The sequence below is a fragment of the Paenibacillus sp. JT31N11 genome, assembly GCF_056269285.1.
In genome coordinates, this window is sequence record NZ_JBWDNQ010000004.1 from 271,875 (window position 1) to 297,330 (window position 25,456).

General features: G+C 50.9%; 28 protein-coding genes. 21 read left to right on the forward strand and 7 right to left on the reverse strand.

Annotated elements, in window-relative coordinates; all coding sequences use genetic code 11:
- The first annotated feature begins 374 nt into the window (after positions 1-374).
- From AC0YNV_RS17075 to AC0YNV_RS17140, 14 genes are all read left to right on the forward strand, one after another.
- Positions 375-1,244 (forward strand): hypothetical protein, encoded by an 870-nt coding sequence (locus tag AC0YNV_RS17075; protein ID WP_475769122.1) that lies wholly within the window; start codon positions 375-377, stop codon positions 1,242-1,244.
- A 215-nt stretch (positions 1,245-1,459) separates the two neighbouring features.
- On the forward strand, positions 1,460-2,125 hold the full coding sequence (locus tag AC0YNV_RS17080; RefSeq protein ID WP_475769123.1) for a DUF2642 domain-containing protein: 666 nt from the start codon (positions 1,460-1,462) through the stop codon (positions 2,123-2,125).
- A gap of 113 nt (positions 2,126-2,238) precedes the next feature.
- Entirely contained in the window at positions 2,239-2,463 is a 225-nt protein-coding gene (locus AC0YNV_RS17085) for a hypothetical protein (protein ID WP_210037168.1), read from the forward strand.
- A 20-nt stretch (positions 2,464-2,483) separates the two neighbouring features.
- Positions 2,484-2,912, forward strand: coding sequence for a spore coat protein (locus AC0YNV_RS17090; RefSeq protein ID WP_475769124.1), 429 nt, complete (start codon positions 2,484-2,486; stop codon positions 2,910-2,912).
- Positions 2,913-3,130: 218 nt separating this feature from the next.
- The gene (locus AC0YNV_RS17095) at positions 3,131-3,622 is read left to right on the forward strand and encodes an Lrp/AsnC family transcriptional regulator (RefSeq protein ID WP_210037170.1); all 492 of its coding nucleotides are present in this window, start codon (positions 3,131-3,133) and stop codon (positions 3,620-3,622) included.
- 13 nt (positions 3,623-3,635) lie between these two features.
- The gene (locus tag AC0YNV_RS17100; protein WP_475769125.1) at positions 3,636-4,853 is read left to right on the forward strand and encodes an aminotransferase class I/II-fold pyridoxal phosphate-dependent enzyme; all 1,218 of its coding nucleotides are present in this window, start codon (positions 3,636-3,638) and stop codon (positions 4,851-4,853) included.
- A 193-nt stretch (positions 4,854-5,046) separates the two neighbouring features.
- Complete coding sequence (locus AC0YNV_RS17105) at positions 5,047-5,289, forward strand: Spo0E family sporulation regulatory protein-aspartic acid phosphatase (RefSeq protein ID WP_475769126.1); 243 nt, start codon at positions 5,047-5,049, stop codon at positions 5,287-5,289.
- 102 nt (positions 5,290-5,391) lie between these two features.
- On the forward strand, positions 5,392-5,946 hold the full coding sequence (locus AC0YNV_RS17110) for a hypothetical protein (protein WP_210037175.1): 555 nt from the start codon (positions 5,392-5,394) through the stop codon (positions 5,944-5,946).
- A complete protein-coding gene (locus tag AC0YNV_RS17115; protein ID WP_475769127.1) occupies positions 5,943-6,515 on the forward strand; it encodes a cob(I)yrinic acid a,c-diamide adenosyltransferase in 573 nt (190 codons plus the stop codon). Before AC0YNV_RS17110 ends, AC0YNV_RS17115 begins: the two co-directional genes overlap by 4 nt.
- A complete protein-coding gene (locus tag AC0YNV_RS17120; RefSeq protein WP_475769128.1) occupies positions 6,512-7,474 on the forward strand; it encodes an RluA family pseudouridine synthase in 963 nt (320 codons plus the stop codon). The genes AC0YNV_RS17115 and AC0YNV_RS17120 overlap by 4 nt, the downstream gene beginning before the upstream one ends.
- 44 nt (positions 7,475-7,518) lie before the next feature.
- On the forward strand, positions 7,519-7,881 hold the full coding sequence (locus tag AC0YNV_RS17125) for an arsenate reductase family protein (RefSeq protein WP_475769129.1): 363 nt from the start codon (positions 7,519-7,521) through the stop codon (positions 7,879-7,881).
- Positions 7,859-9,103, forward strand: coding sequence for an aminotransferase class I/II-fold pyridoxal phosphate-dependent enzyme (locus AC0YNV_RS17130; RefSeq protein WP_475769130.1), 1,245 nt, complete (start codon positions 7,859-7,861; stop codon positions 9,101-9,103). Before AC0YNV_RS17125 ends, AC0YNV_RS17130 begins: the two co-directional genes overlap by 23 nt.
- Before the next feature lie 56 nt (positions 9,104-9,159).
- The gene (locus AC0YNV_RS17135; protein ID WP_210037621.1) at positions 9,160-10,068 is read left to right on the forward strand and encodes a 5'-3' exonuclease; all 909 of its coding nucleotides are present in this window, start codon (positions 9,160-9,162) and stop codon (positions 10,066-10,068) included.
- Between the two features lie 187 nt (positions 10,069-10,255).
- Positions 10,256-11,689 carry a phosphodiester glycosidase family protein gene (locus AC0YNV_RS17140; protein WP_475769131.1) on the forward strand — a complete coding sequence of 478 codons (1,434 nt, stop codon included), beginning with the start codon at positions 10,256-10,258 and terminating at the stop codon, positions 11,687-11,689.
- Positions 11,690-11,774: 85 nt separating this feature from the next.
- Here the strand turns inward: AC0YNV_RS17140 and AC0YNV_RS17145 are convergent, their stop codons facing one another.
- Positions 11,775-12,056, reverse strand: a complete 282-nt coding sequence (locus AC0YNV_RS17145) for a hypothetical protein (protein ID WP_475769362.1) — start codon at positions 12,054-12,056, stop codon at positions 11,775-11,777.
- Positions 12,057-12,109: 53 nt separating this feature from the next.
- Entirely contained in the window at positions 12,110-12,406 is a 297-nt protein-coding gene (locus AC0YNV_RS17150; RefSeq protein WP_210037183.1) for a DUF3055 domain-containing protein, read from the reverse strand.
- 315 nt (positions 12,407-12,721) lie between these two features.
- Between AC0YNV_RS17150 and AC0YNV_RS17155 the strand changes: the two genes are divergently transcribed.
- A complete protein-coding gene (locus tag AC0YNV_RS17155) occupies positions 12,722-13,720 on the forward strand; it encodes an HRDC domain-containing protein (RefSeq protein WP_475769132.1) in 999 nt (332 codons plus the stop codon).
- 52 nt (positions 13,721-13,772) lie between these two features.
- On the opposite strand, the gene AC0YNV_RS17160 is transcribed toward AC0YNV_RS17155, so the two are convergent.
- Complete coding sequence (locus AC0YNV_RS17160; RefSeq protein WP_475769133.1) at positions 13,773-14,786, reverse strand: zinc dependent phospholipase C family protein; 1,014 nt, start codon at positions 14,784-14,786, stop codon at positions 13,773-13,775.
- A 149-nt stretch (positions 14,787-14,935) separates the two neighbouring features.
- Between AC0YNV_RS17160 and AC0YNV_RS17165 the strand changes: the two genes are divergently transcribed.
- The 4 genes from AC0YNV_RS17165 (at position 14,936) to AC0YNV_RS17180 (ending at position 18,823) form a co-directional block, all read left to right on the forward strand.
- The gene (locus tag AC0YNV_RS17165; RefSeq protein ID WP_210037186.1) at positions 14,936-15,397 is read left to right on the forward strand and encodes a chemotaxis protein CheX; all 462 of its coding nucleotides are present in this window, start codon (positions 14,936-14,938) and stop codon (positions 15,395-15,397) included.
- Positions 15,398-15,519: 122 nt separating this feature from the next.
- Positions 15,520-16,293: an SDR family NAD(P)-dependent oxidoreductase gene (locus AC0YNV_RS17170; protein ID WP_475769134.1), complete on the forward strand. Its 774-nt coding sequence runs from the start codon at positions 15,520-15,522 to the stop codon at positions 16,291-16,293.
- 29 nt (positions 16,294-16,322) lie between these two features.
- Positions 16,323-18,050 carry a DEAD/DEAH box helicase gene (locus AC0YNV_RS17175; RefSeq protein ID WP_475769135.1) on the forward strand — a complete coding sequence of 576 codons (1,728 nt, stop codon included), beginning with the start codon at positions 16,323-16,325 and terminating at the stop codon, positions 18,048-18,050.
- A gap of 239 nt (positions 18,051-18,289) precedes the next feature.
- Positions 18,290-18,823: a type 1 glutamine amidotransferase domain-containing protein gene (locus tag AC0YNV_RS17180; protein WP_475769136.1), complete on the forward strand. Its 534-nt coding sequence runs from the start codon at positions 18,290-18,292 to the stop codon at positions 18,821-18,823.
- Positions 18,824-18,913: 90 nt separating this feature from the next.
- On the opposite strand, the gene AC0YNV_RS17185 is transcribed toward AC0YNV_RS17180, so the two are convergent.
- Positions 18,914-19,717, reverse strand: a complete 804-nt coding sequence (locus AC0YNV_RS17185; protein ID WP_210037189.1) for an AraC family transcriptional regulator — start codon at positions 19,715-19,717, stop codon at positions 18,914-18,916.
- A gap of 114 nt (positions 19,718-19,831) precedes the next feature.
- Here AC0YNV_RS17185 and AC0YNV_RS17190 point away from each other — a divergent pair, with 114 nt between their 5' ends.
- Both AC0YNV_RS17190 and AC0YNV_RS17195 read left to right on the forward strand, forming a co-directional pair.
- Positions 19,832-20,605 carry a sugar phosphate isomerase/epimerase family protein gene (locus AC0YNV_RS17190; protein WP_475769137.1) on the forward strand — a complete coding sequence of 258 codons (774 nt, stop codon included), beginning with the start codon at positions 19,832-19,834 and terminating at the stop codon, positions 20,603-20,605.
- Between the two features lie 47 nt (positions 20,606-20,652).
- Entirely contained in the window at positions 20,653-21,672 is a 1,020-nt protein-coding gene (locus AC0YNV_RS17195) for a Gfo/Idh/MocA family protein (protein ID WP_210037191.1), read from the forward strand.
- Positions 21,673-22,282: 610 nt separating this feature from the next.
- Here the strand turns inward: AC0YNV_RS17195 and dhaL are convergent.
- The 3 genes from dhaL to AC0YNV_RS17210 all read right to left on the reverse strand — a co-directional run bounded on the left by dhaL (position 22,283) and on the right by AC0YNV_RS17210 (position 25,114).
- Positions 22,283-22,927 carry a dihydroxyacetone kinase subunit DhaL gene (gene dhaL, locus AC0YNV_RS17200; protein ID WP_475769138.1) on the reverse strand — a complete coding sequence of 215 codons (645 nt, stop codon included), beginning with the start codon at positions 22,925-22,927 and terminating at the stop codon, positions 22,283-22,285.
- 40 nt (positions 22,928-22,967) lie between these two features.
- Entirely contained in the window at positions 22,968-23,969 is a 1,002-nt protein-coding gene (locus AC0YNV_RS17205; RefSeq protein WP_210037623.1) for a dihydroxyacetone kinase subunit DhaK, read from the reverse strand.
- A 95-nt stretch (positions 23,970-24,064) separates the two neighbouring features.
- Complete coding sequence (locus AC0YNV_RS17210; RefSeq protein WP_475769139.1) at positions 24,065-25,114, reverse strand: LacI family DNA-binding transcriptional regulator; 1,050 nt, start codon at positions 25,112-25,114, stop codon at positions 24,065-24,067.
- Positions 25,115-25,456: the final 342 nt, after the last annotated feature.

The window sequence follows — 25,456 nt, forward strand, 5'->3', positions numbered from 1 at the left end:
AATAAAAATAGATATGAATCTAGTACCGGATCATTGCGAGATACATATAGATATATTACAAATTGCTCAACATGATGGATTTCATGGAGGCAAGTATTGGAGGGATGAAAGACGAAACGAGTCGGTTGTACCGGATTGTCAGCAGCTGAAGTTTTTGAAGGTTGAACCCTGGAATTAGTCGCGAAGGAAAGAAAAGTGCTCTGGTGTCCATTATCCGCAATCTTTCGACTATGCGGCCTCGGATCTGATGATCGTCATTATTGCAGCTATTAGAAGAAAGAACTTGTCATCGATCAGCTTCCACCAGCTTCTCTTCTAATAGTTAGAAAGTATCAAACCGCTTATAATCTATTCATTCATGGAGGGATTCTTCAATGGAACATATTCAAAAAGCAAGCCATAACAAAAAAACAGTTAGCTTAAGCAGCAATGCCAGTCCTGGCAGCAAAGGACATAAAAGCTATACAAGTAATGCATCCGATGCGTCCCCTTCAATGGGCGGCGGCAGCCACTATGACAACTATCTGAACAGCCTGATCGGCAAGCAAATAAAAATTAACCGCGGCGGTCCTGAGTCTCTTGTCGGCAGATTGGTTGGGGTACAAAGCGATTATGTTGCCTTGTATGCTAAAGAAGGTACGGTTTATATCAATTCAAGTCACGTAAAAAGCATTACCGAGCTTGAAGGCAGCAAAAGCCAAGGAAGCTGGACGCCCAACTATATTGTCGCATCGGATTTTGTTGGCGTTTTACACAAAATGGTTAAATCCTTTGCTCAAGTAAACTGGGGCGGTCCTGAGAAAGTGGAAGGCTTCATAGCCGAAGTGGGAAATCAGTCGATGCTCCTTGTTGTCAACGGACAAGATTTGATGCGTATCCCGCTCTACCATATCAAAACCGTTAAATCTTCCGGCAAATATGCCAGCAGCGGAAGCAAGGGCAACAAATCGGGAAGCGGCAGCGGCAGCAAATCCGGAGAAACTCAAGGAAGCGGAAGCGGCAGCAAATCCGGTGGAACTCAAGGAAGCGGAAGCGGCAGCAGCAAATCCGGAGGAACTCAAGGAAGCGGAAGCGGAAGCGGCAGCGGAAAATCCGGAGGAACTCAGGGAAGCAGAACTGGGGGCAGCCAAGGCAATAAATCCGGAAGCAAAAGAAACAGTACGGGAGGAAGCGGGAAGGGCAAATCCCGCAGCAATCAAGGAAGCAGAAACAGCAGCAGCAAAAAATCAGGAAGAAAAGGATAATTACTGCACGAGCAGCATCAATCGCGCCAATTGTGACTGTGAGCCTTTCACAAGGATGGGAATCAGGGCTGAATTCATGCCGGTGCCGGCATATCAAGCCGGCGCTGGCAGCAGCTTTGCCAGCTGCTATTAAAATCTATCATTAACCGATTTATATCAAATGCGCCTCAATAATATCTGGATGCAAATCTCAGGATGAAAGGAGGTTGTTCTCATTGAAAAGTCGTCATCCTTTATTAGACCAGTATGTTGAGCTTGACGTTTCCGGCGCTTCTCTACCTATAAAAGGAAAACTGATCGATTTGGGCCAAGACATACTAGTCGTGCACAATGGGAGACAATTTTTGTATATACCATTTGTTCATCTGCAGCAGATGCGGTTAATCGTTAATGAGTATCAGGATATCGAAGTGCCGGAGCCGCATTTTGAGCAGCAAAATGATCTGATTTCATATCGAAAAGTATTGATGAACGCAAAAGGCATGTTTTCCGAACTGTATATTACCGGCCATCAGTCGATCCATGGCTATTTAACGAGTGTGATGAACGATTTCTTTGTTTTTTACTCGCCGGTCTATCATTCGGTCATGGTTTCCCTGAAGCATCTGAAATATTTGATACCATATAACCCCAATGTCACGCCGTATACCTTGACGCCGGAGCAGTTTCCGCTCAAGCCTTCTCCCATTACGCTTGCCCGTACGTTTGATCAGCAAATGAATAAACTGCTTGGTGAATTCGTCATCCTGGATCTCGGCGAGAACCCAAATAAAATCGGAGTCCTCAAAAGTATTGATCAGAGCATGATCGAACTGTCGAACGCGGATGGCAAATCCATTTATCTGCATTTTGACCATGTAAAAACAATCCATCTTCCTTAATCCGGAAAGATTGAATTCTTCCTGAAAAGGAGGAATTCGGATACATATAAATTTCAGGCGGAGGACATAATACGGAAGGTTCAATGAATTGGAAAAAAGGAGGGAGTTTTCACATGATGCAGCCTATCTCATCCAAGGAAATGGAATATATCGTCGATTCCATATCCAATGAGGATCTACTGATGAAGCAATGCGCTGCTGTAGCCGTTGCAGCGCAGACCCAGGGAATTAAACAGGTATGTTCGCAAATGATATCGATGCACCACCAGAACACGCAGACATTAATGAATTCACTTCAGCAGCATCAGCAGCTGGCACCAACCCAGCCGCAAAATTAGAGGAACGGGAGGAATCCGATATGTATCAGCAGCAAAATATGCAAAATGGACAAGTTCAAATGCTCATGCCGGAAGAGGATATGGCTTATACCGTCCTGGCCGATCTGAAACGTGTGGTTCGGGAGTACGCGACAGCGGCAACAGAATCAAGCTGTCCGGAAATCCGCGGGATGTTCACCCATTTGCTGAATAATACGCTTCATATGCAGGGAGAATTGTTCAACGCGATGAAGCAGGCCAATATGTACAGCGTCTCATCGCCTGCGCTCCGTCAGGATCTGACCAAGCAGCTCCAGCAAAATCAGCAAACCCTGGTCAAGACGGAACAGCATCTGCAAAAGCTTCAGCAAAGTCAGTCAAGCCAACAAATGCAGCAGCCTTCCGGGCAGCATCAGACTTATCAGCAGCAGCAGCAAATGCCGCAGCAAAACGGCCAGTATTATATGTAGCTTAAACAGCCCTTTGGGCCGTTTTTTTCGGAAGAGCCCCCTGATGGGGCTCTTTCCTGTTTGCAAGCCTTACATCTTTGCGCTTTGCAGGAAGCTTGGATTCGTTGTAATATATTCATTATAACTAATGACGCGAAGGCAGGACTGTCCACCATTGTAGTCGTTTGGAGGGCGGTACTGCCTGCGGTTGATTAATATTGCTTTGGGAGGGTATGACGATGAATGAGCGCAAGATGAAAATATTAGAGCTGCTAAAAGAAGATGCGCGCCGCAGTGCGGATCTGATCGCGACCATGCTGGATGAACCGGTGGCGGAAGTAAAGCAGGAGATCGCAGAAATGGAAGAAGACCATATCATCGTCAAATACGCCACTGTCGTCAACTGGAGCAAAGTGGAGGACGAGAAGGTAACGGCTTTGATTGAGGTGCAGATTACACCGGAACGCGGCCGGGGCTTCGAGGGCATCGCGGAGCGGATTTATCTATATCCCGAAGTGAAATCGGTCTATTTGATGTCAGGCGCTTATGACCTGCTGGTAGAGGTTCAAGGCAAGACGCTGAAAGACGTCGCATCCTTCGTTTCCAACAAGCTGTCACCCATTGACGCGGTTCTGTCCACCAAAACATTTTTTATTTTGAAGAAGTATAAACAGGATGGCATTATATTCGAAGAGCATGAAGACGATCACCGTCTTCTTATCTCACCGTAAAGGGTGACCGATCATGATAAAAGACGAAGAACTTCAGCAGAGCACCCTGACAAGCCGGACTTCCATGGCTGATTATCTCTCGCCGCAGGCACGGGTTATGAAGCCATCGGGAATCCGCCGATTTTTTGATTTGGCAAGCGGCCGCAAGGACATTATTACGCTTGGCGTGGGCGAGCCTGATTTTGTTACGCCATGGCATGTCCGTGAGGCCTGTGTGTACTCGCTGGAAATGGGCAAAACCCAGTATACCTCCAATGCCGGTACGCCGGAGCTGCGCGAGGAAATCGGTCATTATCTGAACCGTCAATTCGATGTTTCCTATGAACCCGGCAATGAAATACTGGTGACGGTAGGCGGAAGCGAAGCGATCGATCTGGCACTGCGTGCGCTTATTGCCCCAGGGGATGAGATTCTTGTTCCTGAGCCTTGTTATATTTCCTATTCGCCGATCACCTCCCTGAGCGGAGGCGTACCGGTCGGAATTGAAACCTATGCCAAGGATCAGTTCAAACTGACGGCCGAGTCGCTGCAGGCTGTCATCACACCACGGTCCAAAGTACTTATTTTATGCTATCCCAGCAATCCGACGGGCGGTATCATGACCCGTGAAGACTGGCTGCCGATTGCAAAAGTGGTCGAGGAAAATGACCTGATCGTCATTTCGGATGAAATTTACGCGGAGCTTACGTACGGCACCAAGCATGTCAGCTTTGCCTCGCTTCCGGGCATGAAGGACCGGACTATTCTGGTCAGCGGCTTCTCCAAGGCGTTCGCCATGACCGGCTGGCGGATTGGATATGCCTGCGGGCACCGCGATCTTATAGCGGCTATGTTGAAAATTCATCAGTATACCGTCATGTGCGCACCTGTAATGGCTCAGGTCGCAGCTCTGGAAGCTCTCAAAAACGGACTGGAGGAAAAAGACCGCATGGTGGAGGCTTATAACCAGCGCCGCCGTCTCGTGGTTCACGGGTTCCGCGAAATCGGCCTGGAATGCCATGAACCCCAAGGAGCGTTCTACGCCTTTCCTTCTATCCAGGCGACCGGACTCAGCTCCGAAGAGTTCGCCACCGCCCTACTGCTTGAGCAAAGTGTTGCCGCCGTGCCCGGAGATGTGTTCGGTCTTGGTGGAGAAGGCCATCTGCGCTGCTCCTATGCTACATCTGTCAGCCAACTGACTGAGGCGATTGAGCGGATAGGCAATTTTGTCCGCAAATATACGGCAGGATAAGTCCGTTTTGGCCGCAAAAAATGATATTCATAATTGTAATTGTTTGTTATAATTTAGTAAAACTGCAAGAAACCTAGGAACAACGAAGAAGAATAAATGAACCAATAACATCTTCCGTTGCTATATCCTTAAAGTATTGTGGGATAAATTCCACGAAACAACAGCATTAGATCGACGACAAGGAGGGATGGCAATGGCTTTTGCGGATTATGGCCTATCGTTCAATAATGAGCCGGGCACCGTGTCAGCTAGACAGTTGTCTTCCTCGATACAATCACTAGAAGCTGAGATTTATGCGCTCCGAACGAAGATGGAGCAATCCTATACGGAAGAAACGACATTTAATTCCGATATCGTGATTGATCTCAGCCGGAAGCTGGATTTGAAGATTAATGAGTATATGCATGTCATGAGAAAAAAGTCGAAATCATCATAATGCGGATTCTCTTACCCGGGAAGCCCCTACGAGGGCTTCTTTTATTTTTTTTATAGTCTTATTTATGCTATATTTGACGTAGATATTCGATGTGGAGGGATTATGTTGCTGCGTTTGCCGACAAGGTTTCGAGCTTTATTTGCAGGTTTTGCGTTACTGGTATTGTGTATGACTCTTTCGGGCTGCGGATCCAATGCCGATCTGACTGTATTTATTATGCCCAAGGAATATTTGCCGGATGGTGTGGCTGCCAAGGTCGAGGAGCAGCTCAAAGCCAAATTTGGCGAAGAGAAGACGATTGAAGTAAACGCTTCTCCAATGTACAACGACCAGAAGCTGATTGTGGAGATTGCTGCCGGAGGAAACGGAATTCTGATCCTCCCCAAGGATACCTTGATGAGCATGATTACTCAGGGCCCGGCGATTCAGCTGGACAAGTGGTTCGACGCTTCCGCCTATCCGGAAGGTGTGCTTGAGAGCGACCTCGGCGATTCGAAGAATCCGAAGCTCGTCAAGGGCTTGTTCGCGATTCCCGTCGAAAAGACGATATTCAAGGATGCGGGCTATAACGAACCCAATATGCTGATGATTATTCCGGCAAATGCGCCGGATCAGGATTTATCCATTGAAGTCATGAAGGAGCTCGTCAAGCCATGAGATTATATACCCGAACGGGAGACGATGGGCAAACGTCGGTAAAGGGCGGACGTGTCCGCAAGGATGATGAACGTGTTGAAGCTTACGGTACGATTGATGAGCTGAACTCATTCGTTGGCCAGGCGGCGGCTGTAGCAGCGGCAGCAGGCGGGCTGGATGAGCTGGTGGTGCAGCTGGCCCAGATCCAGCAGGAATTATTCGATTGCGGTTCTGATCTTGCTTTTGCTGATCCTAAGAGCCGTCAGATGAAAATGGATGCGGAGCCGGCGGTTAGACTTGAGGGGTGGATAGACGCTCATGTGGAGGCGGCTCCGGAAGTGACCCGCTTTATTCTGCCGGGAGGAAGTGAAGTGTCGGCCCTGCTGCATGTATGCCGGACTGTATGCCGCAGAGCGGAGCGCCGCGTCGTTACATTGTCGGCGGAGCTTCCCGTCAATCCCGAGGCACAGAAATATATCAACCGGCTCTCTGATTATTTCTTCGCAGCTGCCCGTTTTGCCAATGCCAGACTGGGTGTTCCCGATACGGAGTATGTGCGCAGCGCCGAAGTATTCCGCAAAAAGAAATGAGCGGCTTCTATTATGACCCGCTGGTGCTTGAGATATCCGCCGAAGATGAGGGCAGAATGGTACGGACGGTGCTTGAGAAGCGGCTGGGCGTCTCCCGCAAGCTGATGTCGCGGCTGAAGCTGACGGAGCAGGGACTGACCCTGAACGGGAAACGCGTGTTTACAAATGAACGGGTCAAGCAGGGCGATTGTCTGGCCGTGCGTATGGAACAGGAGCAATCCGATGATATATTGCCTGAGCCGATGCCCCTCGATATTGTATACGAAGACCGCGAGCTGCTGATTGTGAACAAGCTTCCTGGAATCATCGTTCATCCCACGCACGGACATTATACGGGTACGCTCGCCAACGGGGTTGTCCATCACTGGCTGGAGAGGGGAGAAACGGTCCGTTTCAGACCGATCCATCGGCTGGATGAGGAGACCTCAGGGCTTGTCGCAATCGCCAAAAATCCCTATATCCATCAGCAGTTGTCGGAGCAGATGCAGGCTGGCGAGATCGACAAGCGCTACCGCGCGTTTGTCTATAACTCTCCGGATCCGGCATCCGGAACGGTGGATGCCCCGATTGACCGCAATCCCGAAGAACCGCATCTGCGCGTGGTTATTCCAGGCGGGTATGCTTCGATCACCCATTACGAGACCGAAGCTGTTTATCGGAGCGGCGGCGCAGCGAAGATCAAGCTGAAGCTTGAGACTGGACGTACGCATCAAATTCGGGTACATATGAAGCATATCGGCTGTCCTCTTATCGGCGACAAGCTCTATGGTTATGCATCGGCCGGTAGAAGCAGCGGCGGTTCAGCCGAGCTGGAAGCAGCTGTGGAGCGTCAGGCGCTTCATGCCGCAACGCTCGGCTTTACCCATCCCATGACGCATAAATATATGGAATTTGAAGCAGCTCTTCCGCAGGATTTGCAGCAGCTGGAGAAGCTGCTTCTTGCCGGTCAGCGGGTATAGTGAAGATTTTGGCTTTATTTTGGCTGTAACGAAAGGAAGCTTCCATGAAGAAATTGACATTCTATGGTTATCCCAAATGCGGTACCTGCCGCAATGCCGTTAAATCGCTCGAAGACAAAGGCTATGAGCTGGACTCGCATAATCTGTTCGAACAGGCGCCATCCGCTGAAGTATTAACAGAGCTGATCGGGCTGAGCGGACTTGAGGTGAAGAAATTTTTTAATACCTCGGGAGAGGCTTATAAAGAATTGAATCTAAAAGATAAGCTCCCCACTTTATCAGATCAGGAAAAAATAGAGCTGCTGGCTTCCAATGGCAGATTAATCAAAAGGCCAGTCGTAACAGACGGCTTAAAGGTAACGGTAGGTTTCAAGGACGACGACTATGATCGTGTCTGGGGTAGTTGACAACGTTGGAGGGAACTGGCTGGTGACGAAGAAATGGCAGGCCGAGCGGCTGTCCATGCTGGGTTCTTCCATATTCGCAGAGGTGGGACAATGGAAGAGCAAGGCGCGCGAGCAGGGGCTTGATGTAATCGATTTAAGTATTGGCAGTCCGGACCTGCCTCCTTCGCAGCGGGTTCGGCAGGTATTAAGCGAGGCTGTGCTCAGAGACGGGGCCTATCAATATCCGGGATCGAGAGGAAGCGCAGCTTTTCTGGAGCAGGCGGCAGATTGGCTGGCATTCCGCTTCGGCATTTCGGTTGATCCCGAAACCGAGATGCTCTCTCTTATGGGCTCGCAGGACGGTCTTGGCCATCTGGCGCTCGCTCTGTGCAATCCCGGCGACATCGCGTTGGTGCCGGACCCGGGCTACCCCGTTTACGCTGCAGGGCTCGCCCTGGCTGGAGTAACACCATACCATATGCCGCTGCTTGCAGAGAACGGCTATCTTCCGGATCTGGCTTCAATACCGGCTGAGGTGCTGGCCAAAACCAAATTCATGCTGCTGAACTATCCCGGCAATCCGGTATCGGCTGTAGCCGATTCGTCCTTTTTTGCCGCGGCGGTCGCGTTCGCCAAGCGGCATCAGATTCTGATCGTTCATGATCTGGCCTATTCCGAAATGGCCTTCGACGGCTACAAGCCGCCCAGCATACTGCAGGTGGAGGGTGCCCGCGAGGTTGCGGTCGAATTTCATTCCTTATCCAAAAGCTTCAACATGGCAGGCTGCCGGATCGGTTTTCTGGCAGGAAACAGAGAAGCAGTGGGCGCTCTGGGAGCGCTTAAGGCGAATATCGACTATGGCGTGTTTCTGCCGGTGCAGGAGGCTGGAATTGCCGCTTTGCAGCAGGATATGGAGGGAGCAATCCCGTCGGTAGGCGCTGTCTATGAAGAGCGGCGGGATGCGTTTCTGGATGCTTTGCGCGAAGAAGGCTGGGAGGTAGCGAAGCCTAAAGCGACAATGTTCGTCTGGGCCCAGCTGCCTACGATGTGCTGGAATCTGGCTGATCCGTGGGACTCCCGGAGCATTTCCCGGGAAATGCTAAGCCGCTGCGGCGTGGCTGTTATTCCCGGCGACGCGTTTGGCGCGCAAGGGGAAGGATTTATTCGCATTGCGCTTGTGGAGAGCAGGCAGCGTCTTGTTGAAGCGGCGCGCCGAATAGGTCATTTTATTCGGGGAGAGTAAACGGGGCGGACGAAGGGAGCGGGTGGATGAATATGAGTGTTTACGATCAAATGGCAATGTTTGAGGACCTGGAGAGCCAGGAAATCAAGGAGAATAGTGAAAACAAGCTGCTGCTTGTCGATGGAATGGCTTTGCTGTTCCGCGCTTTTTTTGCCAACTCCTATGGAGGAACAGTAAGGCGAACGAGCAGCGGCGTTCCGGTTAACGCCATTTACGGGTTTGTGAAGTATTTTATGGACGCCGTGCAGCGCTTCAAGCCAACGCATGTCGTATGCTGTTGGGATATGGGCAGTCAAACCTTCCGTACCTCTCAATATGACGGCTACAAGGCCAACCGGCCCTCTGCGCCGGAAGATCTGATTCCCCAGTTCGATCTGGTGAAGGATGTTGTTGCAAGCTTTGGCGTTCCCAATGTCGGCATTGCCGGCTATGAAGCGGATGACTGCATCGGGACGCTGGCCAAACGCCACAGCGGCGATGCGCATGTCTATGTACTTTCAGGAGATCATGATTTGCTGCAGCTGGTGGATGAGCGGATCTCGGTTGTCATAATGAAAAAAGGCCAAGGCAACTATGCGGTATACACGCCGGAGTTCCTGCTGGAAGAACGGCAGCTTACATCGGAGCAGGTGATTTGTGTTAAAGGGCTGATGGGGGATACAAGTGATAATTATCCCGGGGTGCGCGGAATTGGGGAGAAAACAGCCCATAAGCTCATTCAGGAATATGGTTCCGTCGATGGCATACTGGAGAACCTGGACAGCCTTTCCAAGACGGTTCGCGCCAAGATCGAAGCCGATCTGGAGATGCTTCATCTCTCAAGGGAATTGGCCCGTATCCGCCTTGACGTACCGGTAGAGCTGGAATTTGATTTATGCGGCTGGGAAATTGACCGGCAGCGGCAGCGGGTCGTTGGCAAATTCGAAGAGCTTGAATTCAAAAGCCTGATGGCACTCATAAGCTAAACATTATTCATATAGCAGCGGACGATAGAGATTCCTTCACGTAAGGAATCTTTTTTTTTCTGCAAGGAATATCTAAGCAGATATTCATATTCGAAGTTCCTTGTCCGACAATTGTATAAGGTGATACCTATTAGGATGAGGAAGGGATTGGGGCAAGGTGCACAAAGGCAGAAAGCAGTATAAAAGAATGTACAGGCACAATTGGAGGACCGCCGGTCTTGGCGTCATGATGGTAGCGGCAGCTCTGGGAGGACCATTGACGGAAACGGCCGCAGCCATATCCGCCAATGGTTACAATCAATCAGGAATAAACCGGACAGCGTCGGTTATGGCGCAGGCTGCTGTGCCTGAACAGCCGCAGGGCAGAGTGACGCTCGCTTATCCGAAGGCTGCGGTTGAACTAGCGGCAGGCACCCGTCTGTTCCTTGGCACTAGGCTTACTGTTTCCAGAGAGGTTGCATTAACTTATCAAACAGGCAATCCGGCGGTAGCCAAGGTGAATACGGCAGGAGTAATTACAGCGGTTGGAACGGGCAGGACGACACTGACAATTAATGTGGTCTCCACAGGCTATAGCGGTCAGCTTAAGCTGCCGGTTCATGTCTCCACCGCGCAGCCGCTTAAGCTTGCATTCCAGCCTAAGCTGGGATCGCGCAAAGTATCGGCAGGAGGAAAATCATTCTCCATAAGCACGGTCACGATTCCGAAAGGTATGCCGGTGACAGCGGGTATTGCAAGCCGAAGCGTAGGCTCTGTCCAGCCGCTTGCGTCAATTGCCAAAACCTACAATGCCGATATCGCGATTAACGGGACTTTCTTTGATGCATACAGCGGCGTTCCCGATCCTTACGGCAACTTGATCCGTGATGGACTGCCGGAGCATATTGGCAATCTTGGGACGACGATCGGGTTCAAATGGGATGGAAGCGCGGTGATGGATTCGCTGCGGATCAAGATTTTCGGAGAGGTTGAGGGCAGCGGGCGCATGAGCGGCTGGTATGCTTATTTTATCAACCGCAAACCGACTTCCGGATCGGCAGCTACGTTATTCACGCCCGCACGCGGAGCCAGGCTAGGATTTGCTGCTGCAGTGGCTGTTATTGTACAGAATGGCAAAGTAAACCTGATTGCATACGGGGAAAATGCCGCGATACCCAAAGATGGATATATTCTTGTATTTATGGGCGCAGAGAAAGGGCAGGCTGCCAAATTTAAAGTGGGCGATAAGGTAACTTACAGAGTCGAGTATCAGGAGATGGACGGCAAGAAGCTGGACTGGAGCCAGGTGCAGACGGCTGTAGGTGCTGGACCGAGACTTGTGAAGGACGGGAAAGTATCTCTGAATGCCGCAGACGAAGGTTTCCGGGATCCGAAAATCATCAGCGGCGGCGGGGCAAGGAGCGGCATTGCCATCCGCAAAGACGGATCGGTCATAGTCGCTACCGTATCGGGCGCGACCATGAAGCAGTGGGCGCAGATCATGATTCAACTGGGCGCCCAGCAGGCCATGAATCTCGACGGCGGCGCCTCATCGGGTCTGTGGTACAAAGGCAGGACAGTGACTGCGCCGGGGCGCGAGCTCAGTAATGCTCTTTTGTTCGGAGAGCATCTTAAATGGTAGGTTAGCTGGCTTGAAATTTTATATGTCATGTGTTTCCAAAAAAAAGCCGGTACCCTTAAAGAGGGTCCCGGCTCTTCTATATGGTTCAGGGCTCGTCCTGAACATCCGGCACGGCAGGAGCGGCATCGTCGTCTCCGGGATACTCTCGATCCATACCGGCGTGCAGCTCGCGATTCTCGTAACTGAAACGGTTTGAGGGCCGCTGATCGATGCGCCACGGCGTGCTTTTGCCCAGTGACCGGGCGATCAGGTCAGAGCCGTAAGGCCCCTCGGGGAATTCTTCTGCTGTGAGGTCATTGCGCTGGGATTCAACCGTGGACAAATCCGCGCTCGGCTGACGATTTTCCTTCTCGAATCCACTGCTCATGGTGATTCCCTCCCGATGTAACACTTGTTTAATACCCCATTAGTGTGTCCGGATCAGTCGGTAAAATTCACACTTCCAACAACAAGCTCTAGAAATTGGCTGAGGTCGCCGGCTTCTTCTTCGGTAAGCTTGAATACGTGCTCCAGATAACCTTCCTGTTCCAGGTCATCCTGGCCCATAATTGCAGTGCGTCCGCTCTGCAGGTCCGTCACCAGTTTCTTGCCGTAGAAACGGCTTGTCGACATAATGGCAAGATCAAAACGTTTATAATTCGGTGTTATGAAAGTAACAAAACGCGTGGATGTATCTTCTGTCATATCAGACATAAAATCATAATCAGGCAGCAGCATTTAGAAAAACCTCCTTCACTTTAGGACCATTGCCGTTCAACTGGTGTCCTTTGTGTGCTCGCTATATCATAGCATCCGATGAGTCAGCGGGGCAATATGGAATGGAGACTGATATCCATGCCGGCTGAGTGTCCGCGGCGCAAGCTTGAGAGAACTGCCTATTGCAAGAAGACTCGCACATATGCTATGCTTTGAACAATCAAATCGTTGCAACGTGAGGAAGCACCTCTTCAGCCCTAACAGGCAGGAGAGGTGCTTTTTTTTGTGCCAGTACAGCGTTCGCGATTGATGATCAATCTGATGGAGGTCTGCCGTATGCAAATCGTTTTTTTAAACACTTTTGAGAAATTGGAAGAGAGCGGCCTGAGCTCGCAAGCCCAGCTGTCAATTTGTGAGCAGGAGGGGATATGGTCGGTTATGTGGGCAGATGACGAAGCAAAGGAGCCGGATGGTCCGGCTGTCTGGTTCGAGGGAGGTTCCTGGGAGGAAATGATGACGGCTTTTCGTCATGGGGTTGCTGTCCAGATGGGAAAAGGCTTCATACCACTCATTGACGGCTTGCTTGATGATCGTCAGGCTGCTCCAGGCAAGAGCAGTCTGATTGCGATGCTGCAGTGTTACGGGGAAATCAATGCCAACAGCGAATTGTTTGATCTGCTCCGCGAGTGGCGCCGGTCCAGGGCAATTGCCGATAAGAAATCGGCTTATTTGATCGCCACCAACCGGATGCTCTGGATGATCAGCGCATTCGTCCCTCATCAGCTGGACGAGCTGGCCCAAATTCCCGGTTGGGGAGAAAGCAAGCTGGCCGCGTTTGGCGAAGAGGTTATTGGGATCACGAGAACTTTTGAGCAAACGGCCGTTTTTCCATTGGAATGGGTTGCGGATTCATTGGATCAGAAGGTGTATACCCAATGGCTGTATAAGCAAAAGGAGAATAAATTCAAGATGCAAATGGACAGGCAAAATGAGAAGCATCTTCTGCTGAGAGGAATTGCGAAAGGAAAAACATTGGATCAGATGCAGGCTGAGCTTGAGCTGCCCCGCCGTGATTTAATGGAGCGGATCGAAAAGCTAGAAACGGAAGGCTATGATATTGAACCGTTGATTGAGCGCGAGCTGGAGCATGTGCCGCAATCCGAGCAGCAGCTGGTATGGGAGGCTCTGCTCAGTGAGGGCGACCGTTATTTGAAGCCGGTTTTATTCAAGGTTTATGGGGAAGATACGGTTAAAGGCAAGCCGGTGGATCTTCTCTATGACCGTTTACGCTTGATAAGGCTGCGCTACCGCCGTATTAAGGAAGAGGCAATATAAAAAGTTTCCGGAAGACTGACAGAGCAGATAATATGGAGCAGACTATACGGGATCATGTCTTGCCTGCCTGTGAATCCGGCCAGATTGGATCTGCGTGCAGGATAGAGGCGCCGCTGTCGCACGGAAGTCCCGTTTCGTAGGAGCGGCTTCCGATGAGAGCGGCAGTTTCTTCGCGCAGCGGACAGGACTGGAACAATCCGTCGTCATGTTGAGGCTGCTTCGTCATCCGCTGAACCTCCCGCAGCCATTGGATAACAGTGGCTGTAATCTGCTTGGCCTCCTCCATGGCATGATCCCACATATCCCATATGCTGTCTGTCTTCGTCCGATAGCCGTCGGTAGGATCCAGCCAGGGACGATGGGACTCGTTCAGGATATCAAGGGGAGGCAGATTTCGTTTATAGACAAGCGGTTCAATCTTGCGGAAGGTAAGAATGGTGCGGATTCCGGTGGGATCATAGAAGAGACGCTGCGCACGAATCATGTCCCGCATCGCAGAAGTCCAGTTATGACGTCTGATATGCGGTGCAAGCTCCGGATAATGGACGGCGGCTACTTGTTCGAAGGCATCTACGATGACATCGGGCAGTTGGCCTTCATTGTCGATTTCCCGCCAAACGGGGGTATTCCATGTTTCAATGCCGAGGAGCTTGCGGACAATGAGCGTGTCCATCATGATCTCAAATCGCTGATGGTCCCACTTGCGGAAGCCGGAACGGCTGAATACATAGGGATGCATATTGCAGTCGAGAATATGATGCAGCACGAATCCCAGTGCATAGACCAGAGCATCATCATACCCGGCATCCTCTGCCGATTCGGTGCTAACCGCATCAAGCAGATCCATGATAACCGGTCCGCAGTGGCGGTTATGCATTTCGTTGCCGAGCAGATTCATGAGTTTCTCCTGCTGCCAAGGGAGAAAATGATGGTAAAATAAGAAATCCGGTCCTTGGCAGCCCATATTGAACATCCGTTTCCGGGAAGGAGAGGCGATCAGCGCTTCTTCACCGATTGATTCCAATACTTTCTGCCCAAATATGAAATGTGTCCATACATTCGGCATAATATTCCTCCCTGGGACTATCGTTCGACAAAATATTACATAATTTATGAAAATGGGTATGGGAGTAGTATACTTGTCCTAATTAATTTAGTATAATACTAGATAAAGTAAGACAAATGAATCTAGTCGAAAAGGGGCGCTACTTCACGATGAAGGCTGAATATATTAATCCCTTCTTGGAATCCGCAATTATTGTCATCGAACAAGTTGCCCAGATCCGTCCTGCAGCCGGGCAACTGGGGATTAAGGACGTTAAGTTCGTTGAGAATTACATCTGGATTCAAATCGGCCTTAATGGTCAAATGACAGGCGATATTGTATTCGGCTTAAGTGAAGAGGTTGCCATGAAAATGATCTCGGCGATGATGGGCGGCTATGTAATATCGGAAATTGACGAGATGGGCAAAAGCGCAATATCTGAGCTGGGCAACATGATAAGCGGCAATGCGAGCACCATGCTGTATAACCAGGGTGTCCGGGTGGATATTACCCCTCCTAAAGTCTTGCATTCGGCGCAGGCGGCTGGATTCAAGGCCCAGAAAGCTCTCACAATCCCTCTTATTATGGAAGGAATTGGCGAACTGGACATACAGGTCCTAATTGCATCGTAACATGTTTTAAGCTCCTGCGGGAGCTTTTTTGTTGCATAAATATATCAAAAGATACAGATGCGACTTGATTTTTTTTGCCTAAATGCCCAGCTTGAAGTAAACTGAAGTTCGGGTGATGAACGTTGATTCGTAATAAGGTTGTTATAATAACCGGAGGAACAAGCGGTATAGGTGCTGAGACGGCTAAAAAGCTGGCTAAGCGCGGAGCGATTCCAGTTATAACCGGACGTCATGAAAGCCGGTTGAAGGAAACATCGGCGGCACTTGATGGCAGACATGGATGCTACCGGATGGATGTTACGGATAATAATGAGATTCAGCAGGTCATCCGGCGTATATATGAGGAGTTTGGCACCATTGATGTGCTTCTTAACAATGCAGGCTTCGGCCTGTTCGAGACTTTCGCCGAAGCGGAAGTGGAGCGCTTCGAAAGCATGATGGATACCAATTATATGGGTACGGTAAGATGCGCAAAAGCTGTACTGCCCTATATGCGTCATCAGGGCTTTGGCCATATTATCAATGTGGCCTCCATGGCTGGTAAAATAAGCACGCCAAAAGCTTCGGGGTATGCAGCCACGAAGCATGCTGTGCTGGGGCTGACGAATGCTATGCGGGCTGAGCTGGCACCAATGGGCATTACGGTATCGGCAGTTAATCCCGGTCCGATCGACACGCCTTTTTTGCAGGCTGCTGATCCGGGAGGGACTTATTTCAACAACGTACGGCGCTTTATGATGACACCGCAGCAGGTGGCAGACGCAATTGTAAAGATTATCGAGCGGAAGACGCTTGAAGTGGATATGCCATTATCCGCTGCGATCGGTATTCGTTTGTACGGTTTGTTTCCGCGTCTGGCGGATCGTGTTGCCGGGCGCTGGCTCAACCGGAAATAGAAGTGCTTATTATAGAAGGAATGAGGGACATGATGAACGGAACATGGGAATCTTTTGAGCTGAATCCGCTGCTTGTGGCAGCGCTCGCAGCGAATCATATTGAAACACCGACGGCCGTGCAGGAAGCAGCTATTCCGCTGCTGCTTGAAGGCCGCGATGTATCGGCGAAGTCGCAAACGGGGACGGGAAAGACGTTGGCCTATATGCTGCCTGCCCTGCAGCGGGTAGATACGGAAAATTCCGGCGTGCAGGTCATGGTGCTCGCGCCTACGCAGGAACTGGCCATGCAGATATTCCGGGTTGCAGAGCATTACGGGGAGCCGCTTGGTATTAAGACACAGCAGCTCATTGGAGGCGCTGCGATGCAGCGTCAAGTGGACAAGCTCAGGCTGCATCCGCATATTGTCGTGGGTACGCCGGGCCGGATTCATGAAATTATGGCTGCAGGCAAGCTGAAGCTTCATCATATTAAATTGGTCGTGATCGATGAAGCGGATCAGGTGTTTAATCTGGGATCGACCAGAGAGGTAGAGACCCTTCTGAAGGCGATGAAACGCGACCGGCAGATTGCGTTCTTCTCGGCAACGCGCCCGGTGGAGATGGAGAAGGTGGAAGCAAGATGGATGCGCGAGCCTGAGCGGGTTGATGCCACGGGGAACAGCCAGGCGCTTGAAAATGTAAACCATTATTTTCTCGTCTGCGACAAGAGGGATAAGGTAGACACGGCAAGACGTCTCATTCGCATGCTGGAGCCCAAAACAGCGCTTCTGTTTATCAATGAAACGGATGAAATTGCCAACTATGAGGCTAAATTCGGTTATGAAGGCTTCCAGATTGAAACGCTCTACGGAGATTCGGACAAGCAGCGGAGAGCCGGTACGCTACAGCGATTTCGCGAAGGCCGCATCCAGTTGATGCTGGCAACGGATATTGCGGCACGGGGACTTGATATTGTGGATTTGCCGCTCGTGGTCCATCTGGACCCTGCTCTTGATGCGGATCATTATGTTCACCGGTCCGGCCGGACAGGCCGGATGGGCAAGCCGGGAACTGTAGTATCCATCGTCACAACGCAGCAGCTGTTTATAATGGATAAGTTCCGCAAGCAGCTGGGCATTGATTTGCGGGAGAAGGTGATGTACCGCGGCAAGCTGGTCGACCTGGGAGACAATGGGGCGGTCCGCGGCAGCAAATCGTATGGCAGGCAGTTGGACGAAGCGGCTGCGGCCCAAAGGCGGGCAGGCCGAGAGACAATGAAGAAAACGTTCCAAAGGGCTGGAAGCTCTGCCGATACAACAAAGGATACCGCAAATGCACCGGAGAATGAGAGTCAGTCATCTGCGGACAAGCCGAAACAAGCTGTGAATGGGCATCATCAGGATCAGCTTGCTGCCACGGCGAGCTCCGGCACAGCAGCGGGAAGTCTGCCCCGGCTTGCATCAAGAAAGCCGCAGGCAGGTGGTGCAGAGCTGTCTCGCCGTGCAATAAGTTCATCTTCGGATGGAGCAGCCGAGCTAGCGCCAAGAACGGACAGGGCATCAGCAGGAGCAGGCGAGCGAAAGCCGCTTGGCAGGGCAGCCAAGTCCTTAACTTCGAAGAACGCTGCAACGAAGGGTAAAGGCGGCAAAAAGCAAGGCAAGGGAAAAGCGGAGAAAACCATTCAACCGGTCAAATCGAAGAAAGAAATCGAGCATGACCGCAAGAATAAAGGGGCTCCCAAGTGGCTGAAGGCGAAACGGGAAAACGGGCAAGCTTAAAATCAGAAAATAAGGGATGCAAAACTGAGCAGCGGACGGACCGCTGCTCTTTTTTTCTGTGGCCTACCGGGTGATCGAAATACATGAAATGATCATGTTGATTGCAATAATCAATCAGATCTAATGAGGTTGATTGCTGATTTACAGACGAAGCGTCTCAGGTCTTCACATAGTGGGTAATAGACCATATACCTGCTATTGCAGGTTCTTCTTATCACTCGAGAGGGGAAGTGGGCCTTATGATGGAGCAAGCGAAGAGGGTAGCTTTCTTATTGGCTAATGACTTTGAAGATTCCGAGATGAAAAACCCTTATGAAGCTATAGTTAAAAATGGCCATGAAGCGGTCATCATCAGTCTGGAAAAAGGTGCGGAGCTGACCGGTAAAAACGGAACGGTCACCTACACGTCGCATCTGTCAGCAGATGAAGCTGATGCGGCTCATTATGATGCAGTCATCATACCGGGAGGCAAATCACCTTCCCATCTGATCGACAGCGAGCCGGTCATCGAGTTTATCAAGCAAATGGACAAAAACCACAAGGTCATTGCGGCGATTTGTCATGGTCCGCAGCTGCTGGTAAGGGCGAAGCTTCTGGAGGGCAGGAATATTACCGCCTATCCGGAGCTGCATGAAGAAATAAATGATGCGGGCGGCCGTTTTATTGACAACGCGGTGGTAGTGGATGAGAATCTGATTACCTCGCGAACGCCGGAGGATGAACCGTATTTTATTGAAGAAACCATCAAGATGCTGGGCGTCGCCGCATATTAAGGGCGTCCCGGTTTTAAAGAAAGCGCTGATCTCTCCATCTGGGGAGGTCAGCGCTATTTTTGCGCAAGTGTGCTTCTGCTAAGGCTCGGGCTAGATCTGCTGCTCTCTATATACAGCGGGTGACATGCCAAACTGCCGGCGGAAAATACGATAAAAATAGGAATAGCTGCCGAATCCGCAGGTCTCGGCAATTTGTTCGAGCGGCATGGTGCTGAATTTCATCCGCTCCATCGCCATGGATAAGCGGACATCCTGGGTATACTGAATAATGGTAACGCCGAAGCATTCCTTGAATAAATGAACCGTGCGGGAAACGCTAAGCCCGACATGGCTGGCGACATCCTGAATAAGAAAAGGCCCACCGGCCTGTTCGTCGATGAAATTTTTCATGCGTGTGGCGATAAAGGATTTGCCGTGAAGCACGGACTGTGTGGCGACTGCGCGGTCCAGCCCCAGGCATAAGGAGCGCAGCAAATAATCGGCCATTTCCCGGTCTTCCTGCTCAAACCGCCGTTTCTCAAGGACAAGCGCCCTCCATATGGACAACAGCCGCTCATCGGAAACGATTTTCGTCTTCTGCGGGCGTTCCTTCCTGGCCCACCATTCGTCCAGCCACGGTCCGTTGCAAATGACGAAATAATCGCCGCTCGACGCCTGCGGTTTATCGGCTTCGGTTGTTTGGCTTCCGGCCACGATGTTAAGCTCATAGGGATCTCCGGGCTTGAACAGCAGCAGATCACCGGCCTCAATCCGCTCCATACGGCCATTTACCAGCGCCTCGCAGGAGCCTTCAGTCTGAAGGCGAAACAGATAGGTGGACAGGCCTTCGGAATATTCGACCTGGAACGGATGCGAATGATAGGAATAGCTGCAAAGCATCACATCGTTATACATAACGGCTAACCTCATTTAGTAGCATTATTGTTCATGTCATAAGTATATTCTACATCTCCTTGCGGAAGCTTTTCCACTATAATGATTGTCAGATCGGTAAACAGAAGAAGGAGGATGGCAAATATGAAAATCGGCTTGCAATTATATACGCTGCGCGACGTTATGGCTTCGGATTTTAACGGAACGCTGCGTCAGGTTGCCGAAATGGGATATGAAGGCGTAGAGTTCGCCGGTTATGGAGGCGCTTCCGCTGAAGAGATGCGCGATCTGCTGAAGGAGCTGGGCATTGAGGCTTTCGGAAGCCATGTCAGCCTGCAGCGTCTGACGGAGAATCTGGAAGAAGAAATAGCTTTTTTGAAAACAGTGGGGGCAAGCTATGTAATTTGTCCATACCTTTCGGCGGATCTGCTTAGCGGCGGCGAAGCGTTCTGGCAGGATCTTTTCAAGAAATTTGCCGCTATCGGCAAGCGTTTGAAAGAGGAAGGCCTGGAATTTGCCTATCATAATCATGATTTTGAATTCGCCAGCAAAATCGATGGCGAGTTCGTGTTCGATGCCATGTACAGCCATATTGATGCCGATCTGCTGAAGGTCGAGATGGATATCGGCTGGGTGCAGTATGCGAAGCAGGACCCGCTTGCTTATATCGCGAAGTATAAAGGCAGACTGCCGCTGCTGCACTTGAAGGATTTCCGCAAGAGTGAAGGCAAGTCGATTGACACCGTCGAGCTGGGACAAGGCGATCTGGCCCTTAACGACATCATCGCAGCAGCCAAGCAGGCTGATGTGGAATGGCTTATAGTCGAGCAGGACACTTGTGCGAACCCGCCGCTGGAATCGGTGCAAACCAGCATGAACTGGTTGAAGGAAAACGGTTATAAAGCGTAAGTCCAAAAAAACATTCACATTCATGAAAGAGGAGAGTTGTTCATATTATGAGTAAAATCAGAGTGGCAGTCGTTGGCTGCGGATCCATTGCCGAGAAAAGGCATATCATCGAATATGCGCCAAACCCGAATGTGGAGCTTGTTGCATTCTGTGATCCCGTAACGGAGCGTGCGCAGAAATATGCCGACCAATACGGCGCCAAAGCGTTTGCCAACTATGAGGACATGCTTGCCGAGATCAAACCGGATGCAGTCAGCGTCTGTACGCCCAACTACCTGCATGCCACAGTAGCGATTGCGGCGGCCAATGCCGGCGCTCACGTACTTGTTGAGAAGCCGATGGCTGTAACCGATGAGGAAGCCGCAGCGATGATTGATGCGGCCAGCCAAAATAACGTGTTTTTGATGGTGGGACACAACCAACGGTTGATGCCGCCACATGTAAAAGCGAAGGAACTGCTGGAGACTGCAGGACTCGGACGCGTTTTGACTTTCCGCACCTCGTTCGGACACCCTGGACCGGAATTCTGGAGCATCGACGGCCCCGGCAGCTGGTTCTTCCGCAAGGAAGAGGCTATTATGGGCGCGATGGGCGATCTTGGCGTGCACAAGTCCGACCTAATCCGCTATTTGCTGGACGACGAGGTCGCTCAGGTGACAGCGTTCATCGGAACCCTGGACAAGAAGAATACGAAAGTGGATGACAACGCCACGGTGCTGCTTCGTATGAAAAGCGGCGCAATCGGTACGCTGGTTGCCAGCTGGACGTACTATAAAGGCGAAGACAACAGCACGGTGCTGTGGTGCGAGAATGGCGTTATCAAGATCGGAACCGACCCGGAGGATCAAATTATTCTGGAGCTGCGGGACGGCACGGTTGAGCGTTATAAAGTCGGCGCGATCTCGACGAATGAAAAGCAGGAGACAAGCGGAGTTATCGAGGCTTTCGTTGAAAGCATCGTGACGAATACGCCGCCGGTAATCTCCGGGGAAGAAGGCCGCAAGTCGCTGGCTGTCATTTTGGCCGCTTTTGAGTCGCAGGCCAATGGTACGGTGGTCAGTTTGTAGGTTTTACTTTTTAAAAGCTTGATTTCAATTGCAAGGGATTAAGAATAAGGGACTTATGCGCAAAAAGCTAAGAGCAAAGCTAAGAGCAAAAGCTAAGAGCAAAGGCACGCTGCGCGTTCGGATCATTCTTACGATCGCTGTTGTCCCCGGATTTCCTGATTGTATAAAACACTCAGCTGTAGAAATCCGGAGACAAAGGCGACCACTATCGTTTCTCCAGAACGATTCCGCCCGCTCCGCGCTAAATACACTGCAAGTGCAAATACCAAGTGCCAAGTGCAAGTGCCAAGTGCAAGTGCCAAGTGCAAGTGCCAAGTGCAAGTGCAAGTGCAAGTGCAAGTGCAAGTGCAAGTGCAAGTGCAAGTGCCAAGTGCAAGTGCCAAGTGCAAGTGCCAAGTGCAAGTGCCAAGTGCAAGTGCAAATTCCAAATTCCAAGTGCCAATTGCAAAAGCATAAATCCTGCAACTTTTTTTGGGGTTGCAGATGAGCCAGGCTCCGGTTATTTATCGGAGCCTGGCTTTTTTTGACTTTTGAAGTTCTCACGCACTTCTTGTGGAGCAGAAGAAAGCCCCCGTATTTGGACGAGGGCCGGATTTTGCATGTGATTAGCTTAAGCGAGGGATTGGATATAGTTATCGAACCCCTTGAAGAAGAGAGAGCCTACTGTTGCTCCCGGGTCCTGGTGACCGATCGAGCGTTCGAGATAACGCCCTGCTCTGCCGTGCCGGGATTGCATGTCGATGGTCGCCTGCGTTCCCTTTGCGGCAGCTTCATAGGCTGAACTGATGGCTTCCTTCAGCGATTTTCCATCCCGCTGGGCCGACTCAATCGCTTCCACCGCTGGAAAGATCGAATCCAGAATGGTTTTATCGCCTACTTTGGCTTTGCCGCGCTCCATCAGGCCTTCCGCCATCGCCCGGGTCAGGGCTGAGAGATCCTCGACACTCAATTCCGTTTTGCCCTGGACGGCTTTGCCTCCGCGAATCAGCGCAGTGGCCATTAAGGTCCCCATCGTCGAGGCAACGGTTTCGCCCATGACCATGGCGCTTCTCATCAACAGCACACCTGCATTCTCCTCCTGGATACTGGGCAGATTATCAACGACCGCCCGGAAGCCTTTGGACATGGTAAGCCCGATATCCCCGTCTCCCAGCGCGCCGTCGAGTTTGCACAAGTATTCTTTGTTTTCGTCCATCAATTTGCCGATTTCCCGCAAAATATTGCGGATGTCTTCCAAATTCAGCGTGTTTTTCATGAGGTTTACCTCCTTGAATAGTAAAAGGACAGCGATTCGTTTAATTTTGAATACGGAACGGTGTGGTGAACGGGAATTTGAGCAGCTCGCGGAATTCATCATCGACACGCAAGATTGATATGGACATCCCGGCCATCTCCAGGGAGGTGGCATATTCGCCAATATAATGGCTGTAGATTGTAATATCTCTTTGCTTCAACAATTGATGAACGGCCCGGTAGACAATATACAATTCCTCCAGGGGAGTGGCGCCCAGACCATTGATGAGAACGGAAACACTGCCGCCTTTTTCAACCGGCATATCGTCCAGGATGGAGGCTACAAGGGTCTCCGCCACGGAATCGGCCGTTCTCATCTCACCGCGGTGAATGCCCGGCTCGCCGTGGATTCCCATACCGATTTCCATTTCTCCGTCCCCAATTTCAAAAGTGGGACGGCCTACCGCCGGCAGGATGCACGGCGTCATGGCAACGCCCATCGTTCGCACATTGTCGTTGGCCTTCTCGGCAATCCGTTTGACTTCCTCCAGGCTGCCGCCAAGCTCCGCTTTGGCTGCTGCCAGCTTGTACAGATAGAACATCCCGGCAACGCCGCGGCGCTGTTCTTCATGGCCCTTCGGCATCGACGCCACATCATCCGTAGCGACGACCCGCTCAACCTGAATGCCCTCAAGATCCGCCAATTCCATGGCCATATCGAAATTCATGACATCGCCGCCGTAGTTGCCGTAGATATAGAGAACGCCTTTTCCGCCGTTAATTGCACGGGTGACATCAAGCATCTGCTGCGAGCTCGGCGAGGCGAAAATATCGCCGACTGCAACGCCGTCCAGCATTCCTTTGCCGACGTAACCGAGAAACAGGGGCAAATGTCCGGAGCCGCCGCCTGTCGCAATCCCCACTTTGCCTTCGACCGGAGCTTCGGCCCGGACTAGAGCGCGGTTGTCGCTGCGGACACTCCTCAACTGGTCGGAATGGGCCAGCAGCAGCCCTTCCAGCATCTCCACCGCCACGTTCTCAGGGTCGTTGATCAATTTTTTCATGACAGCTTTTTGTTCGCTCATGAATATAACCTCCGTTTATTTAGTCAATGAAACGTTTCACTGGATTTATAAAAAAACTTCCGGAGCTCTCTTCATCAGGAGTGACTATGAGAACCGCAGGAAGTTCCAATGAACAGCCGGGGCGCTACGATAAACTCCTTCGGTTGGTTATAGCGCATTTTATTTTCGATTCGTTCAAAAAGAATTTCGGCAGCGATTTTTCCGACCTCGTAGAAGTCTTCCTTGGCTGCCGTTAAAGTCGGTCTGAGAATCCCGTAAGGATCAATATCGCCAAAGCCTGCGACTGCAACGTCCCCGGGCACTTTAATATCCATGCTCCATAAGGCTTGAATTGTACCGGCCAGCGACAGCCGATTCGTGGCATAGATTCCCTCCGGAAGACCGGAGCTCCCCAGATGACTGCTCACTGCGCCGGAAATAGATTTAATGTCCGTGCCTGCCTCAAGGAATATCTGCAATTCAGGGTCCAGACCCAGCTGCCCGATCGCTTGGCGGATGCCTTGGTGCCGCTCTTGTTCCACATGGTCCAGAAGCGGCCCATGGATGAACAGCAGACGGCGGCAGCCATGGATGTACAGATGCTGCACAAGCGAGAAGGAAGAATGGATATTCTCATGGACAACGGAATAAAACCGGTTGTACTTCACTTTCCGTTCCACGGTCATGATGGGAATGGAGCTTGGCAGCTGGAGCTCATCCAGTTCGGCTCCCGTGGGTATCGCGATGATGCCGTCGACCCTTTTTTCCTGAAGCCACTGGAACGCTTTCATCTCTTGATCAGAATCATTATTGTGGGAGCAAATAATAAGATTGTAGCTTTTATTTCTGGCCGCGTCCTCGATCGACTTCATCATCTTCGTGATGGAAGGATTGGAAATGTCGTCGACGATGAGACCCAGCAGATGCGTTTTGGACTGCTTCAGGCTTCTGGCGACGGCATTGGGCTGATAGTTGAGCAGAGTTATGGCAAGCAGAACCCGTTCTCTGATTTTGTCGCTCACATAACCCGACTTGTTAATCAGTTTGGATACGGTTCCGACAGAAACGCCCGCCGCCGCCGCTACATCTTTAATCGTTGCGGAAATAAGCCACCATTCCCTCTTCTCAAAACATTTATAAAGCAAGCCTAGAGGGATTTCTCCCGGTCAGAAATGTGTTAGAAACGTGCATAAGATCGCAGTCCGAAAAGCCGGGACCCGAAATTATCATAAAATGAAACGTTTCACTCGTTAAATATAATGGATGTAATGCGAGGGAGTCAACAGCAAATTGTTATCGGTTTCGACCTCCGCCTTGGAATGATGAAACGCATCGGCAGCATCGATTATCTGTTGAAATATAAGAAGGTGAAAGCTTAGCCCTGAAGCTTTCGCTTAACTGGAGCATCGGAACGGGTTTGGTTCACATGGATAACATGGAGGTAAGTAAGGCAACTTCTTTTCAGTTCTTGTAATCGCTTACCCGCT

Excerpts from the sequence above, each read along its gene's own strand:
- AC0YNV_RS17110 (WP_210037175.1), top strand. The coding sequence starts at position 5,392 with ATGTTGCTGCGTTTGCCGACAAGGTTTCGAGCTTTATTTGCAGGTTTT.
- AC0YNV_RS17150 (WP_210037183.1), bottom strand. The coding sequence starts at position 12,406 with ATGCTGCTGCCTGATTATGATTTTATGTCTGATATGACAGAAGATACA.
- AC0YNV_RS17185 (WP_210037189.1), bottom strand. The coding sequence starts at position 19,717 with ATGTATAACGATGTGATGCTTTGCAGCTATTCCTATCATTCGCATCCG.
- AC0YNV_RS17195 (WP_210037191.1), top strand. The coding sequence starts at position 20,653 with ATGAGTAAAATCAGAGTGGCAGTCGTTGGCTGCGGATCCATTGCCGAG.
- AC0YNV_RS17120 (WP_475769128.1), top strand. The coding sequence starts at position 6,512 with ATGAGCGGCTTCTATTATGACCCGCTGGTGCTTGAGATATCCGCCGAA.
- dhaL (WP_475769138.1), bottom strand. The coding sequence starts at position 22,927 with ATGAAAAACACGCTGAATTTGGAAGACATCCGCAATATTTTGCGGGAA.
- AC0YNV_RS17140 (WP_475769131.1), top strand. The coding sequence starts at position 10,256 with ATGTACAGGCACAATTGGAGGACCGCCGGTCTTGGCGTCATGATGGTA.
- AC0YNV_RS17095 (WP_210037170.1), top strand. The coding sequence starts at position 3,131 with ATGAATGAGCGCAAGATGAAAATATTAGAGCTGCTAAAAGAAGATGCG.
- AC0YNV_RS17105 (WP_475769126.1), top strand. The coding sequence starts at position 5,047 with ATGGCTTTTGCGGATTATGGCCTATCGTTCAATAATGAGCCGGGCACC.
- AC0YNV_RS17175 (WP_475769135.1), top strand. The coding sequence starts at position 16,323 with ATGATGAACGGAACATGGGAATCTTTTGAGCTGAATCCGCTGCTTGTG.
- AC0YNV_RS17145 (WP_475769362.1), bottom strand. The coding sequence starts at position 12,056 with ATGAGCAGTGGATTCGAGAAGGAAAATCGTCAGCCGAGCGCGGATTTG.
- AC0YNV_RS17075 (WP_475769122.1), top strand. The coding sequence starts at position 375 with ATGGAACATATTCAAAAAGCAAGCCATAACAAAAAAACAGTTAGCTTA.
- AC0YNV_RS17165 (WP_210037186.1), top strand. The coding sequence starts at position 14,936 with ATGAAGGCTGAATATATTAATCCCTTCTTGGAATCCGCAATTATTGTC.
- AC0YNV_RS17180 (WP_475769136.1), top strand. The coding sequence starts at position 18,290 with ATGATGGAGCAAGCGAAGAGGGTAGCTTTCTTATTGGCTAATGACTTT.
- AC0YNV_RS17160 (WP_475769133.1), bottom strand. The coding sequence starts at position 14,786 with ATGCCGAATGTATGGACACATTTCATATTTGGGCAGAAAGTATTGGAA.
- AC0YNV_RS17155 (WP_475769132.1), top strand. The coding sequence starts at position 12,722 with ATGCAAATCGTTTTTTTAAACACTTTTGAGAAATTGGAAGAGAGCGGC.
- AC0YNV_RS17190 (WP_475769137.1), top strand. The coding sequence starts at position 19,832 with ATGGCAAATATGAAAATCGGCTTGCAATTATATACGCTGCGCGACGTT.
- AC0YNV_RS17125 (WP_475769129.1), top strand. The coding sequence starts at position 7,519 with ATGAAGAAATTGACATTCTATGGTTATCCCAAATGCGGTACCTGCCGC.
- AC0YNV_RS17090 (WP_475769124.1), top strand. The coding sequence starts at position 2,484 with ATGTATCAGCAGCAAAATATGCAAAATGGACAAGTTCAAATGCTCATG.
- AC0YNV_RS17205 (WP_210037623.1), bottom strand. The coding sequence starts at position 23,969 with ATGAAAAAATTGATCAACGACCCTGAGAACGTGGCGGTGGAGATGCTG.
- AC0YNV_RS17100 (WP_475769125.1), top strand. The coding sequence starts at position 3,636 with ATGATAAAAGACGAAGAACTTCAGCAGAGCACCCTGACAAGCCGGACT.
- AC0YNV_RS17085 (WP_210037168.1), top strand. The coding sequence starts at position 2,239 with ATGATGCAGCCTATCTCATCCAAGGAAATGGAATATATCGTCGATTCC.
- AC0YNV_RS17130 (WP_475769130.1), top strand. The coding sequence starts at position 7,859 with ATGATCGTGTCTGGGGTAGTTGACAACGTTGGAGGGAACTGGCTGGTG.
- AC0YNV_RS17135 (WP_210037621.1), top strand. The coding sequence starts at position 9,160 with ATGTTTGAGGACCTGGAGAGCCAGGAAATCAAGGAGAATAGTGAAAAC.
- AC0YNV_RS17115 (WP_475769127.1), top strand. The coding sequence starts at position 5,943 with ATGAGATTATATACCCGAACGGGAGACGATGGGCAAACGTCGGTAAAG.